The organism is Streptomyces sp. NPDC030820, from assembly GCF_055572075.1.
This window is the reverse complement of record NZ_JBVIEB010000005.1, coordinates 488,221-501,978: the sequence shown is the minus strand read 5'-3', so window position 1 is coordinate 501,978 and position 13,758 is coordinate 488,221. Positions and strand designations below refer to the sequence as shown.

Here is a 13,758-nt window from a genome sequence, read left to right as displayed (position 1 = left end):
GTCAGAAGACCGGCGTCCCCGCCTGCGTCAGCTTCCAGTTGGTGACGGCGAAGTCGGCCGGGTCGAGGGTCTTCTTCGCGGTCACGTAGTCGATCATCAGCTGGCGGATCTCGTTGGTCGAGCTGTAGGCGATGGGCGCCGAGGCGATGTGCGGGTAGCCCGAGCCGCCGTTCGCGCGGTAGTTGTTCACCGCCACGACGAACACCTGGTCGTCGGCGATCGCCGCACCGTTGTAGGTGAGGTTCTTGATCCTCGACCCCTCCGGCTGGGCGATGTCGATCTCGTAGTCGACGCCCGCCGCCGTGTCGTACATGTAGTCCCAGAACTTGTTGGCGTTGGTGAGGGTCGCGGTGTCGACCTTCGTGCCGGCCGGGACCTGGTGGTAGTACTTCGCCGCGTACTCCAGGTACGCCTTGAGCTGGGCGCCGGTCAGCTTCTTGCCGTACAGGGTGTTGTCGTAGATGTAGAGGCCGGCGATGTCCTTGATGGTGACGCTGCCCTGGGGGATGTCGGCCGTGCGGGAGAAGGGGGCCGCGACCGAGATCAGCGGGAGGGCGGCGTCCGACGCCGACAGGCCCGCCTTCACGCTCTCCATCTGCACCTTGTGGATGAAGTCCATGATCGGCACGTCCTTCCAGCAGGACTCCGCCGCCGAGAGGTCCTGCGTGCAGGTGCCGACCGCCGTGTTGACGTACTTGACCACGAGTTCGTGGTCGGCCTCCAGGAGCTTCTTGATCTCCGGGTCCTCGTCCACCGTGTTGGGGTTGAGGGTCTGCGCCTGCTTGCTCGTCACCTTCCACTGCCCGCAGTGGAGTTCGAGCTCGAAGTCGAAGACGCTCAGGCGGTAGCCCCAGCAGTACGGCTCCGAGAGGAGCACCTCCTCGCCGGTCTCCGCGTTCTTGACCGTGTAGGACGGGACCTCGACGTGCGTGTGGCCCACCAGGATCGCGTCGATGCCCGGCACCTGCTCGGCCACGAGGTTCGACGCGTTCTCCACGTACGGGAGCGAGTCGCCGTAGGAGGAGGAGCCGTCCAGGCCGGAGTGGTCCGTCAGGAAGACGACGTCGCAGCCCAGCGCGCGCAGCCTCGGCACGTACTTCTTCGCCTGCTCCACCAGACCCGGGAACACCATCTTCCCGCTGACGTTGTCCTTGTCCCACAGCGCGATACCGGGGTTGGTGAGGCCGAGGATGCCGACCTTGATGTCCGGGGCGCCCGGAACGCAGATGCGCTTCACGGTGTACGGCTGGAAGGCCGGGCGCAGGGTCTTCGCGTCGAGCGCGTTCGCCCCGAGCAGCGGGAAGTGGCACTGGCTCTCGAACTTGCGCAGCACCTCGATGCCGTAGTTGAACTCGTGGTTGCCGAGGGCGGCGGCGTCGTAGCGCATGTGGTTCATGGCCACGGCCATCGGGTGCCTGGGGCCCTTGTTGCCGTCGGTGCCCGTGATCGGGTCGACGCGCGCGAAGTAGTAGGCCAGGGAGGTGCCCTGGATGATGTCGCCGGCGTCGACGAGGAGGACACGGTCCTCGCCCTTGGCCTCGCGCTGCTGCTTGATGAGGGTGGCCACGCGCGCCACACCCACGGAGTTGCCCGCCTTGTCGGTGTAGGCGGCGTCCTTGTAGTAGTCCCAGTCGAAGACGTGGCTGTGCAGGTCGGTCGTGCCCAGGATGGAGAACGACCAGGTCCGCGGCTTGTGTTCGGGCTGCTGCTCGGCCGCCTGCGCGGGGGCCGCCGCGACGGCACCGGCAGCGGCGACGGCCGCCCCGGTGACGGCCGACTTCTTCACGAACTCCCGGCGGTTCATGGGACTGAGGGGCATTCAGGGCTCCTGGTTTGGCTGGAGTTGGCGACGAGCAGTGGCGGTGCAGTGCGGAGGCTACCCGCGTAGATGCTGCTCGCGCCCGCGATTGCCGGAAAACCAGGAGAAGGTCATGTCCAGGTCAAGGATGGGTCAGTGCACGCCCTGTGCGAACCCCGGGGAAACAGCCGGTGTCGGATACGGCCGAGGAACCTGATGTTCAGATACGGCCGATGAGCCTGATCTCCGGCGGCCACAGCACCCCGCTCGCCATCAGCAGGGACGGGCCGAGATGCACCGGGCACACGTGCAGCGGGGGCAGCTGGTACCGGGTGACCTCGAAGATCGCGGGGTCCAGGCAGTCCGTGCCCTCGGCGTCGGCGCCTTCGCCGCCGTAGGGCCCCCGGCACCGCAGGTCCCGGTGGACGCTCATACCTCGATTGTCCACCGGAACCCGCGGCCATGGATCCTCTACAGGAACGAGTTGATCTCGATCGTCTCGTCCCGGCCCGGGCCCACGCCGATCGCGGAGATCGGGGCGCCGGACATCTCCTCCAGCGCCTTGACGTAGTTCTGGGCGTTCTTCGGCAGGTCGGAGAAGGACTTCGCCTTGGTGATGTCCTCGGACCAGCCGGGCAGGGTCTCGTAGATCGGCTTCGCGTGGTGGAAGTCGCTCTGGGAGTACGGCAGTTCCTCGACCCGCTTGCCGTCGATCTCGTACGCCACGCAGACCGGGATCTGCTCCCAGCCGGTGAGCACGTCCAGCTTGGTGAGGAAGAAGTCGGTCAGGCCGTTGACGCGGGTGGCGTACCGGGCGATGACGGCGTCGAACCAGCCGCAGCGGCGGTCCCGGCCGGTGGTGACGCCCCGCTCGCCGCCGATGCGGCGCAGCGCCTCGCCGTCCTCGTCGAACAGCTCGGTCGGGAAGGGACCGGCGCCGACGCGGGTCGTGTACGCCTTGAGGATGCCGATGACCCGGCTGATCTTCGTCGGGCCCACACCGGCGCCGGTGCAGGCACCGCCGGCGGTCGGGTTGCTGGACGTCACGAAGGGGTACGTGCCGTGGTCGATGTCGAGCAGCGTGCCCTGGCCGCCCTCGAACAGGACGACCTTGTCGTCCTCCAGGGCCTGGTTCAGGATCAGCACCGTGTCGGCGACGTACGGCTTGATCTGCTCGGCGTAGCCCAGCAGCTCCTCGACCACCTGGTCGACGGCGATGGCCCGCCGGTTGTACAGCTTGGTGAGGATCTGGTTCTTGACGTCGAGGGCCGCCTCGACCTTCTGCTGCAGGATCGACTCGTCGTACAGGTCCTGGACCCGGATGCCCACGCGGTTGATCTTGTCCGCGTAGGTGGGCCCGATGCCGCGACCGGTGGTCCCGATCTTGCGCTTTCCGAGGAAGCGCTCCGTGACCTTGTCGACGGTCACGTTGTACGGCGTGATGATGTGCGCGTTACCGCTGAGCAGGAGCTTGGACGTGTCGACGCCACGCTCGTTCAGACCGCTCAGCTCGGAGAGCAGGACCGACGGGTCTACGACGACGCCGTTGCCGATGACCGGCGTACAACCGGGAGACAGGATTCCGGAAGGGAGGAGGTGGAGGGCGTACTTCTGGTCGCCGACGACGACCGTGTGGCCGGCGTTGTTGCCGCCCTGGTACCGCACTACATAGTCCACCGAGCCACCGAGCAGGTCGGTCGCCTTTCCCTTGCCTTCGTCACCCCACTGAGCACCGAGCAGCACAAGTGCGGGCACGCGCGTACACCCCTTCCGGGTGGGGCATGTCCAAGGTCGGGGGCTTGGGCGTAAGGTTCACCGCCGCGTACCACAGCGACCGCCGTTGGTCGCCAACCGTCGGACCGGATGCCCCGGAATAGACGAAGCCCCTGGCGCAATAGCGCAAGGGGCTCTTGCACAAAGATGCTACCCGAGGAAGCGAGGCAGGACCGAGGTGGCGACTTTCGCGACGTCCGAACAGCTGCTGGTGATCATCGATCCGGCGGCACGGCAGACGGACGGGGAGTCCGTACGGATCGCGAAAGACGTGCTCAGCGCGGGTGCGGCGGCCAAGGTGTGTCTGCCGGACGGGCCGGAGGAATTCGCCCGGGCGCTGGGTCGGCGGGGTTCGAGGCGGCCGGTCGTGGTGGGTGACGGCCACGCTCTGGTGCGGGCCGTGACCCTGCTGCACCGGGCGCGGGAGCTGGCCGGATGTGCGCTGTCGGTGGTCCCGGTCGGTGACAGCGGGCTCGCCGAGGCGCTCGGGGTGCCGGGCGGGGCGGTGGCGGCGGCGCGGGCGGTGCTGGACGGGGCCGTGCGGCGGCTGGATCTGCTGGTCGACGAGAGCGACGGGGTCGTGCTGAGCGGGCTGGGCATTCCGCCGGAGCCGGTGCGGCCGGCTGCCGCCGAGCCGGTACCGGTCGGCTCCGGCCGCCCCTGGTACCGCTCCCTGGTCCGCACCCTCGCCCCCCGCCCGCCCCGGCTCCCCGCCGTACCCTCCCCCGGCCCCTCCCGGCTCCGGGTCGAGGTCGACGGGCAGACGGTGGTCGACCTGGGCCAGCCCGTGGAGGCCGTGTCGGTGACACCGGGCACGGGCGGACTCGCGGAGGTGGAGGTACGCCCGCTGTCGGTGGGCGCGGAGGCGACACCTTTGCGGACTTCCGGGCGGACCGTGACGGTCGTCGGCGCGGATTTCCGGTACCGGGCGGACTCGGGGGTGTCGGGGCCGGTACGAAGGCGGACCTGGCGGGTGGTGGAGGGGGCTTGGGGGTTGGTGTTGCCTTCAGCGTGAGGTGGGGGCCTGGAAGCCGGTGGTGTCGAGGGGGCAGTCGCAGGGTGCCGGGATGTGGAGCTGCCCGCCGAACGGCTTGCTGAGGCGGGCCTCGTACCCCAGGGGCGAGGGCGACCAGCAGACGGTGGCCTGCTCTTCCTGCATGTCGAGGAGCAGATGGACCGAGACCCCGGCGCGTCCACAGATGAGGGACTTGTCCTGGTAGTCGTCGTCCCGCGTAGAGGGGGAGGTCAGTTCACCGGCAAGGGAAAGGGCCGAGCCGTCCAAGCCACGATGTTCCCCCTGATTGATCTCAGGCTTGTAGCCGGGCGGCACGATCAGCCGGTCCAGGTCGTCCAGCAGATGCTACGCCTCCGGAATCCAGGCAAACATGCGGTCCCAATGGTCTGGTGACAAATATTTAACCGCGCCGACCCCTTCCCGCGCCCCTCCTGCGTGCACCATCCTGCTCCATCAGGACCCACCAGGACCCAGTCACCCGACATGGAAGGGGCCACCCGATGGCAGTGGACGAGGGCGTTGCCCCGGCGGCGGGCGTGGCGGACGAGGAGACGGTTCATCGGCTGAAACCCAACGCCGTGGGGCTGCTCGGCGTGGTCTTCATGGCCGTCGCCACCGCCGCGCCGATCACCGCGATGACCGGCAACGTGCCCTTCATGGTGTCGTCCGGCAACGGCATCGGGGCGCCCGCGAGCTATCTCGTGGCAATGGTCGTCCTGGCAATCTTTTCCGTGGGTTTCACGTCGATGGCCAAGCACATCACATCGACCGGGGCCTTCTACGGCTTCATCTCCTACGGCCTCGGACGGACCGCCGGCCTCGCCTCCGGACTGCTCGCGACCTTCGCCTACGTCGTGTTCGAACCGGCGCTGATCGGCATCTTCTCCACCTTCGCCACAACCACGCTGAGGGACCAGACGGGCCTGCACATACCCTGGTGGGCCTTCGCGATCCTGATGCTCGCGATCAACGCGACCGGCACCTGGTTCGGGATCAGCGTCGCCGAGAAGCTGCTGGTGGCGCTGCTGGCGACCGAGGTGACCGTGCTGGCGGCGATGGCGGTGTCCGTGGCCTTCCACGGCGGTGGACCGCACGGGTTCAGCCTCGCGCCGGTCGACCCGGTCAACGCCTTCAAGGGCACGTCCGCCGGGCTCGGGCTCTTCTTCGCCTTCTGGTCCTGGGTCGGCTTCGAGTCGACCGCGATGTACGGCGAGGAGTCCCGCGACCCCAAGAAGATCATCCCGAAGGCCACGATGATCAGCGTCCTGGGCGTCGGCGTCTTCTACGTCTTCGTCTCCTGGATGGCCATCACGGGCAACGGTGAGGCCGAGGCCGTGCGGGCCGCCTCCTCCGCCAACCCGCTCGCCCTGTTCTTCGACCCCACCGAGCGGTACGTCGGCCACTGGGCCGTCGACGTCATGCAGTGGCTGATGATCACCGGCTCACTGGCCTGCGGCATGGCCTTCCACAACTGCGCCGCGCGCTATCTGTACGCCCTCGGGCGGGAGGGTGTCCTGCCGTCGCTGAAGCACACCATCGGCCGTACCCACGGCCGGCACGGCTCTCCGCACATCGCGGGCCTGGTGCAGACGGTGGTGAGCGCCGTACTGATCGCCGCGTTCTGGATCGCCGGCAAGGATCCGTACAACGCGCTCTACGTCCTGCTGGCCATCCTCGGCACGATGGCGATCCTCATCGTGCAGGCCGTGTGCTCCTTCGCGGTGCTCGTCTACTTCCGCAAGCACCACCCCGAGAGCCGCCACTGGTTCCGGACCTTCACCGCCCCGCTCATCGGCGGCATCGCGATGCTCGGCGTGGTCGTCCTGCTGGTGTCCAACATGGGGGTCGCGGCGGGCGCCGAGTCCGGCTCCCTGCTGCTGAAGGCGACCCCGTGGCTGGTGGCGCTGGTCGCGGCGACGGGCGTGGGCTACGCCCAGTACCTGAAGCGGCGGGCGCCCGAGCGGTATGCGCTGCTGGGGCGGACGGTGCTGGAGGAGACCAAGGAACGCTGAGGGGCTCGGCAGACGGCCGAAGGGCTCAGCGACCGTACTTCCGCTCCCGGTACACCCGCCAGCGTTCCATCATCTCCGCCACGTCCCTCTCCACGAACTCGAAGAAGTCCAGCGTCTCGGCCAGCCGGCGTCCCGCGGGGGTGTCGGCCCCGAGGCTCGACACCCCTTCCCGCAGAGCCTCCTCCCAGCGCTTGATGATCGCCTCGCGGTTGGTGAGCGCCTCGTACCACTGGTCGCTGTGCACCCGGTACCGCTCCCGGCGCGAGCCCGGCTCGCGTTCGCGGGAGACCAGGTGGACCTGGGCGAGATAGCGGACCGCGCCGGAGACGGCCGCCGGGCTGATCCGGAGCTGTTCGCCCAGCTCGGCGGAGGTCAGGGTGCCGTCGTCGGAGGCGAGCAGCGCACCGAACACCCGCGACGGCATACGCGGCATGCCCGCCTCGACCAGCTGTGCCGCGAAGTGCTCCACGAACCGCGAGACCGACTCCGGGTCCCGGTCTGTCCTCGACTCCGTCATGTGCTTCACCCTATCCGACGTTCATGCACTTCCTTAACTTCACAAATTTCTGAAAGAAGCGTACGTTCGGGAACCATGACGAAGGCAATCACGGTCTCCGGGCTCCACAAGTCCTTCGGCCGTACGCACGCGCTGGACGGCCTCGACCTGGACGTCGAGGCCGGTGAGGTGCACGGCTTCCTCGGCCCCAACGGCTCCGGCAAGTCGACCACGATCCGGGTGCTGCTCGGGCTGCTGCGCGCCGACGCGGGCGCCGCGCAGGTGCTGGGCCGCGACCCGTGGCGGGACGCGGTGGAGGTGCACCGCCGGATCGCCTACGTGCCCGGTGATGTGACGCTGTGGCGCAACCTCTCCGGCGGCGAGGTCATCGACCTCTACGGCCGGCTGCGCGGAGGACTCGACACCCGGCGGCGCGCCGAGCTGATCGAACGCTTCGAGCTGGACCCGACCAAGAAGGGCCGTACCTACTCCAAGGGCAACCGGCAGAAGGTCGCCCTGGTCGCCGCCTTCGCCTCGGACGTGGACCTGCTGATCCTGGACGAGCCGACCTCGGGCCTGGACCCGCTGATGGAGGAGGTCTTCCAGCGCTGTGTGGAGGAGGAGCGGGAGCGCGGCCGTACGGTCCTGCTGTCCTCACACATCCTGAGCGAGGTCGAGGAACTCTGCGACCGGGTCAGCATCATCCGCAAGGGGCGGACGGTGGAGAGCGGGTCGCTGGCGGACCTGCGGCATCTGACCCGGACGAGTGTGAGCGCCGAACTCGCCGGGCCGCCCAACGGGCTGGCCCACCTGCCGGGCGTGCACGACCTCGACGTCCAGGGCCACCGGGTCCGGCTCCAGGTCGACACCGACCGACTGGACGCCGTACTGCGCTCGTTGACCGCCTCCGGCGTGCGCTCGCTGACCTCGACACCGCCGACCCTGGAAGAGCTGTTCCGGCGGCACTACCAGGACGGGCCGGGCGGGGTGGCGGTATGACGCGCCAACTGACCGGCACCGGAACCCTGCTGAGGTTCGCCCTGCGCCGCGACCGCGTGCTGATCCCGGTCTGGGTCGCGGTGAACGCGCTGATGGTCCTCTCCATGCCGAACACCCTGAAGACCCTGTACGGCACCCCGGCCGCCCGCGCCGACCTGATGCATCAGATGGCGACCAACACCTCTCTGCGGGCCATGGTCGGCCCGGTCTTCGACGACTCGCTCGGTGCGCTGACGGCCTGGCGGGTCGGGGTGTACGCGGGCGCCCTCGCCGCCGTGACGAGCCTGCTCGTCGTCGTACGGCACACCCGGGACGAGGAGGAGAGCGGGCGGCAGGAGCTGGTGTCCTCCGGGATGGTGGGGCGCCGGGCCCCGCTCACGGCCGCCCTGCTGACGGCGGCCGTCGCGAACGCGGCCCTGTGCGTCCTGGTCGTGGCGGGGCTGGCCGGGCAGGGCGCCTCGGGTGCGCTGGCCTTCGGGCTCGGGGTGGCGGGCGTCGGCATGGTCTTCGCCACGATGGCGGCGATCGTCGCCCAGCTGACGGAGAGCGCCCGGCTGGCCCGGGGGCTGACGGCGGCCGTGCTGGGCGGGGCGTTCGTGCTGCGTGCGGCGGGCGACTCAACGTCGGATGGGGGCACCTCCCAGGCTTTCGGCACTGGGGGAGGATCGTCGGTGCTGACCTGGCTGTCCCCGCTGGGCTGGCTGGAGAACCTGCGCGCCTTCGCGGCCGAACGCTGGTGGGTGCTGCTGCTTTTCGCGTTGGCCATCGCCCTTCAGGCCTTGGTCGCCTACGAGTTGGCCGGACGCCGGGACATCGGCATGAGCTTCCTGCCGACCCGGCCGGGACCGGCGGCCGGCCGTCTCGGCACGGCGGGCGCGCTGGCCTGGCGCCTGCAGCGCGGCAGCGTGCTCGGCTGGTCGATCGGCTTCTTCCTCGCCGGAGTCGTCTACGGCGGGATGACGGACGGCGCGGCCAAGCTGGTCGGCGACAACGCCAAGGCGCGGGAGATCTTCCAGCGGATGGGCGGCCAGTCGGGGCTGACGGACGCGTTCCTCGCCGCGATGGTCGGCATGCTCGGTCTGGTCGCCGCGCTCTACGTCGTCTCCTCCGTGCTGCGGCTGAGCGGCGAGGAGACCTCCGGCCGGGCCGAACCGGTGCTGGCCGCGGCCGTGGGTCGGCTGCGCTGGGCGGCCGGCCACCTGATCATCGCCTTCGGCGGATCGGCCCTGCTGATGCTCCTGGCCGGCCTGGGCTTCGCGGTCGGCTACGGCCGGCAGATCGGACCGGTGCTGGGGGCGTGCCTGCTCCAGGTGGCCGCGGTCTGGGTGATCGGCGGGGTCGCGGTCCTGCTGTTCGGCGTCCTGCCGCAGGGCGCGGTCGCGGCGTGGGGCGTGGCCGGTGCGGTGTTGCTGATCGGCTGGATCGGCCCCGCGCTGAACGCACCGCGGGCGGTGCTGGACCTGTCCCCGTTCGGGCATCTGCCGAAGTTGCCGGGCGGGGGGATGGAGTGGGGGCCGGTGGGGGTGCTGCTGGGGCTGGCTGCGGTGCTGGTGGCCGGCGGGCTGGCGGGCGTGCGGCGCCGTGATCTGGCGGGCTGAGGCTCAGTCGACGTACTGCTTCAGCTCGTCGGTGTCGAGTTCGATGCCGACGGGGTCGGGGAGGGTGACCTTGCCGCCGAACGCGACCAAATGGATGTCCCGGTATCCGACCTCCGGGTCCGGGACAGTGTGCACAAGGATCGAGTGGTTGTCACGGTCGATCAGCAAGTACACCGGGATGCCCGCCTCACCGTACGCCCGGGGTGTGTCCACCCGATCCCGGTGGTGGGTGTCCGAGTCGTACGACGTGATCTCGACCGCCATCAGCACACCGTCAGGGTCGGCCCACTCACCTTGCCCGTTGAAGTAACCCGCAGGTGCAAGGATGCCGTCAGGCCGGGCGCGGCCCTTCCGGTACGCCTCGCCCTTCAGCCCCTGGCCTGTCGTGTTGAGGGTGAGGTCGGGCCGTGCTTCCTTGCACCGGAAAGCCAACCACATGGCGATCTCACCGTGGCTGCCGTTCGTCACCTTCTTGACCCCGATCCGTCCGTCGATGAACTCGAACCTGACGGTCTCGTCCTCGCGTTCGGCGAATTCCGCGATCCGCTCGAACACGTCCACCGACATCTGAGACGAGGTGCGCTCTGCCATAACCGCCATGGCGCCCTCCTTCGCAGGCAGGCACCAGCGTGACAAGCCACCGGCGGCCTTCGATCGGGATCGCTCGGCGATCATCCGAACGGGTGATCAACCGACCTCGACGCCGAGCCCCTCCAGCCCCCGGATCACGAAGTTCGGCTTGCGCCGCGGCTCCGCCGCCAGGGTCAGCGTGGGGGCCTGCCGGAGGAGGGCCGTCATCGAGGCGGCCAGCTCGATGCGGGCCAGTGGGGCGCCGATGCAGTAGTGGATGCCGGCGCTGAAGGAGATGTGCGGGTTGTCGGTGCGGGTCAGGTCCAGGTGGTCGGGGTCGGTGAAGACGGCCGGGTCGTGGTTGGCGGAACCGAAGAGCATGGCGACCTCCGAGCCCCTCGGGATCACCGTGCCGTCGATCTCGATGTCGTCCAGCACCCAGCGTTCGAAGAGCTGCAGCGGGGTGTCGTAGCGCATCAGCTCCTCGATCGCGGACGGGACCAGGGAGTGGTCGGCGCGCAGGGCGGCCAGCTGGCCGGGGTTGCGGAACAGCGCCCACCAGCCGTTCACCGTGGCGTTGACCGTGGCCTCGTGGCCGGCGTTGAGCAGCAGGACCGCCGTGGAGATCATCTCCTGCTCGGTCAGCCGGTCGTCGTCCTCGTCATGGGCCGCGATCAGACCGGAGACGAGGTCCTCGCCCGGCTCCTTGCGGCGGGCCGCGATCAGCATCCGCAGGTACTCCGAGAACTCCACCGAGGCACGGACCGCCTTAGCCGCGGTGTCTTCCGACGGGTTCAGCTCGTACATCCCGCAGATCGCCGCCGACCAGGGGCGGAGCTGGGCGCGGTCCGCCTCGGGGATGCCCAGCATCTCGGCGATCACGGCCACCGGCAGCGGCTCCGCGACGTCGGTCAGCAGATCACCGCCGCCGTTGTGGACGAGCGCCGCCACCAGGTCGTTCGCCAGGCCGTGCACATACGGCTTCAGGCGCTCGACGGTGCGCGGTGTGAACGCCTTCGACACCAGGCGCCGGATCCGGGTGTGGTCCGGCGGCTCCAGGTCGAGCATGCCGTGGTCGTTGAGGGTGTGGAACGGCTCGTGCTCCGGCGCGGGCGGGGTCCGCCCGAACTCCTCGTGCGAGAACCGGTGCTGATACGTCCGCCCCAGCCGGCGGTCCCGGAGCAGCGCCGAGACATCCGCGTGGTGCGGGACCAGCCACTGGTCGGTCGGCTCGTACCGGATCACCCGGCCGCGTGCGCGCAGCTCGGCGTAGGCCGGGTACGGGTCGGCGAGAAACGCCGGGTCCCAGGGATCGAAACCGAGGTCGGTGGGGCCTGCCATGCGGGGACGCTAACGCGCCGGGCCGAGATCTGACCAGGGGCGTCCGCCCCGCCTCCCGTCAGCCCGGTGTCACCAGTCGCGCCTCGTAGGCGAACACCGCTGCCTGGGTGCGGTCTCTGAGGCCCAGTTTGACCAGGATGCGGCTCACATGGGTCTTGATCGTCGACTCCGCCACCACCAGGCGTTCGGCGATCTCCGCGTTGGACAGGCCCTGGGCGATCAGGATCAGGACCTCTGTCTCGCGTTCGGTGAGGTCGCCGTAGGCCGCCTGGGCCGACGAGGCCAGGCGCTGGGGGTCCGAGAGGCGGGAGAACTCCGTGAGCAGGCGTTTGGTGATCGAGGGAGCCAGGAGGGCCTCGCCCGCGGCCACCACCCGTACGCCGTCGGCCAGTTGGCGGGCGGAGGCGTCCTTCAGGAGGAAGCCGGAGGCTCCCGCGCGCAGCGCCTGGTACACATACTCGTCCAGGTCGAAGGTCGTCAGGACCAGCACCTTCGCCGCCGCGTCCGCCGCCACGATCTCCCGGGTGGCCTCGATGCCGTTCAGCTCCGGCATGCGGATGTCCATCAGGACGACGTCCGGGGCGAGTTCGCGGACCCGGTCCACTGCCTCCCTTCCGTTGACTGCCTCGCCGACGACCTCGATGTCCGGCATCGCGTTCAGCAGGACGGAGAAGCCCTCGCGGACCATCATCTGGTCGTCCGCGATCAGTACGCGGATGGTCATGCGTCCCCTTCGCTCACGACAACCGCGGGCACCGGCAGGAACACCGTCACCTCATAGCCCCCGTCCGGCGACGGGCCCGTCGTCATCTCGCCGTTCAGCATGGACACCCGCTCCCGCATGCCCGTGATGCCGTGCCCCGCGCCCGGTGACGGTTTGACGAGGTGCGGCGCGGGCGGCGGGGTGTTGACCACGCGCAGGCCCAGACCGCCGAGGACATAGCCGATCTCCACGCGGGCGCTCGCTCCCGGCGCGTGCCGCAGGGTGTTGCTGAGGGCCTCCTGCACTATTCGGTACGCCGACAGCTCCACGCCCTGCGGCAGCTCACGCACCGCTCCGGTCACCGCCTTCTCCACCGTCAGGCCGGCCTCCCGCACATTGGCGAGCAGCCCGTCGAGGTCGGCCAGGGTGGGCTGGGGGGCGTCCGGCGCCTCGTAGTCCTCCGCGCGTACGACCCCGAGGACCCGGCGCAGCTCGGTCAGGGCCGCCACCGCGTTCTCCCGGATGGTGGCGAACGCCTTCTCCAGCTCCTCCGGCGGGTTCTCCACCCGGTAGGGCGCGGCCTCCGCCTGGATGGCGACCACCGACATGTGGTGGGCGACCACGTCGTGCAGCTCACGGGCGATCGTCGTGCGCTCCTCCAGCAGGGTGCGACGGGAGCGCTCGTGCTCGGTCACCGTCTGCTGGGCGGTCACCTCCTGCGCGGCCTGCCGGCGTATGTGCCGGACGGTGACCACCAGCAGGAGCAGCGCGGACAGGACCAGCATCTGGGCCACGTCGGTGTCGTAGTGCTGCGGGCCGAGAACGCTCGCGGCGAAGGAGCCGTAGAAACCGGTCAGCACCCACATCCAGGCCGCAGTGCGGGGGCGGGTGCGCAGCGCGACGACCGTGAGCACCACCAGATGGGAGAAGAAGCTGCCCGGCAGCCACGGCCAGCTGCTCCACTCTGCCCCACCGATGACCGCGGTGGCCGTGGTCGCGGCGAGGGACAGCCAGAACGCCCCGGCCGGACGCGCCAGGGTCAGCAGGACCGGCGCCAGGGCCAGCAGTCCGCACAGCAGGGACGGCACCCCGGAGTCGCCCGTGCTCGACAGGCCGAGGAGCATCGCCACCAGGCCGAGGACGACGACGACCGCGTGCGGCGCCCAGGCCGCGTACTCCTTCATGCGGCCGGACCGGCGGCGCACCAGGGCGCTGTCGGCGCCCAGGCGGGGCAGCGGCCGGTAGGCGAAGGCCTCGTGGAACAGGTCTTGCCGCAGCCCGCTCAGGGCGTCCGCGGCCAGCCGGAACTCCGGGCTGCGCGGCCGGCCGGCCGGCCCCGGCGGTGTCGTCTGCGTGTGCGTCGTCTGGGTCACGTACGAAACGGTAGGCGGGCGGCGGGGCGCGGTCGTCACCTTGGAGACTGGTTCTCGGGTGTCCCTCTCAGGTACTACGG

13 protein-coding genes are annotated in these 13,758 nt (G+C 69.8%); 4 read left to right on the top strand and 9 right to left on the bottom strand.

What is annotated here, in order from left to right; translation table 11 throughout:
• Position 1 precedes the first annotated feature (1 nt).
• From ACZ418_RS17300 to ACZ418_RS17290, 3 genes are all read right to left on the bottom strand, one after another.
• Positions 2–1,819, bottom strand: coding sequence for a bifunctional metallophosphatase/5'-nucleotidase (locus ACZ418_RS17300; protein WP_468363116.1), 1,818 nt, complete (start codon positions 1,817–1,819; stop codon positions 2–4).
• Between the two features lie 199 nt (positions 1,820–2,018).
• Positions 2,019–2,231 (bottom strand): hypothetical protein, encoded by a 213-nt coding sequence (locus ACZ418_RS17295; protein ID WP_468363114.1) that lies wholly within the window; start codon positions 2,229–2,231, stop codon positions 2,019–2,021.
• 38 nt (positions 2,232–2,269) lie between these two features.
• The gene (locus ACZ418_RS17290; protein ID WP_468363112.1) at positions 2,270–3,553 is read right to left on the bottom strand and encodes an adenylosuccinate synthase; all 1,284 of its coding nucleotides are present in this window, start codon (positions 3,551–3,553) and stop codon (positions 2,270–2,272) included.
• A gap of 196 nt (positions 3,554–3,749) precedes the next feature.
• On the opposite strand from ACZ418_RS17290, the gene ACZ418_RS17285 reads away from it, so the two are divergent.
• Positions 3,750–4,586, top strand: a complete 837-nt coding sequence (locus ACZ418_RS17285) for a diacylglycerol kinase family protein (protein ID WP_468363110.1) — start codon at positions 3,750–3,752, stop codon at positions 4,584–4,586.
• Here the strand turns inward: ACZ418_RS17285 and ACZ418_RS17280 are convergent.
• Positions 4,578–4,853, bottom strand: a complete 276-nt coding sequence (locus ACZ418_RS17280; RefSeq protein ID WP_468363108.1) for a hypothetical protein — start codon at positions 4,851–4,853, stop codon at positions 4,578–4,580. The two genes, ACZ418_RS17285 and ACZ418_RS17280, sit on opposite strands and share 9 nt — an antisense overlap.
• A 233-nt stretch (positions 4,854–5,086) precedes the next feature.
• On the opposite strand from ACZ418_RS17280, the gene ACZ418_RS17275 reads away from it, so the two are divergent.
• Positions 5,087–6,598, top strand: a complete 1,512-nt coding sequence (locus ACZ418_RS17275) for an APC family permease (protein WP_468363106.1) — start codon at positions 5,087–5,089, stop codon at positions 6,596–6,598.
• Between the two features lie 25 nt (positions 6,599–6,623).
• Here the strand turns inward: ACZ418_RS17275 and ACZ418_RS17270 are convergent, their stop codons facing one another.
• The gene (locus ACZ418_RS17270) at positions 6,624–7,115 is read right to left on the bottom strand and encodes a GbsR/MarR family transcriptional regulator (RefSeq protein WP_468363104.1); all 492 of its coding nucleotides are present in this window, start codon (positions 7,113–7,115) and stop codon (positions 6,624–6,626) included.
• Positions 7,116–7,190: 75 nt separating this feature from the next.
• On the opposite strand from ACZ418_RS17270, the gene ACZ418_RS17265 reads away from it, so the two are divergent.
• Together ACZ418_RS17265 and ACZ418_RS17260 are read left to right on the top strand one after the other, a co-directional pair.
• Positions 7,191–8,093, top strand: coding sequence for an ABC transporter ATP-binding protein (locus tag ACZ418_RS17265; protein ID WP_468363102.1), 903 nt, complete (start codon positions 7,191–7,193; stop codon positions 8,091–8,093).
• A complete protein-coding gene (locus tag ACZ418_RS17260) occupies positions 8,090–9,691 on the top strand; it encodes an ABC transporter permease (RefSeq protein WP_468363100.1) in 1,602 nt (533 codons plus the stop codon). The genes ACZ418_RS17265 and ACZ418_RS17260 overlap by 4 nt, the downstream gene beginning before the upstream one ends.
• 3 nt (positions 9,692–9,694) lie before the next feature.
• Here ACZ418_RS17260 and ACZ418_RS17255 read toward each other — a convergent pair whose 3' ends face one another.
• The 4 genes from ACZ418_RS17255 to ACZ418_RS17240 form a co-directional block, all read right to left on the bottom strand.
• A complete protein-coding gene (locus tag ACZ418_RS17255) occupies positions 9,695–10,291 on the bottom strand; it encodes a Uma2 family endonuclease (RefSeq protein WP_468363098.1) in 597 nt (198 codons plus the stop codon).
• Between the two features lie 87 nt (positions 10,292–10,378).
• Entirely contained in the window at positions 10,379–11,602 is a 1,224-nt protein-coding gene (locus ACZ418_RS17250) for a cytochrome P450 (protein WP_468363096.1), read from the bottom strand.
• A gap of 58 nt (positions 11,603–11,660) precedes the next feature.
• Positions 11,661–12,326: a response regulator gene (locus ACZ418_RS17245; RefSeq protein WP_468363094.1), complete on the bottom strand. Its 666-nt coding sequence runs from the start codon at positions 12,324–12,326 to the stop codon at positions 11,661–11,663.
• Complete coding sequence (locus ACZ418_RS17240; RefSeq protein WP_468363092.1) at positions 12,323–13,678, bottom strand: sensor histidine kinase; 1,356 nt, start codon at positions 13,676–13,678, stop codon at positions 12,323–12,325. Before ACZ418_RS17240 ends, ACZ418_RS17245 begins: the two co-directional genes overlap by 4 nt.
• Between the last annotated feature and the right edge of the window lie 80 nt (positions 13,679–13,758).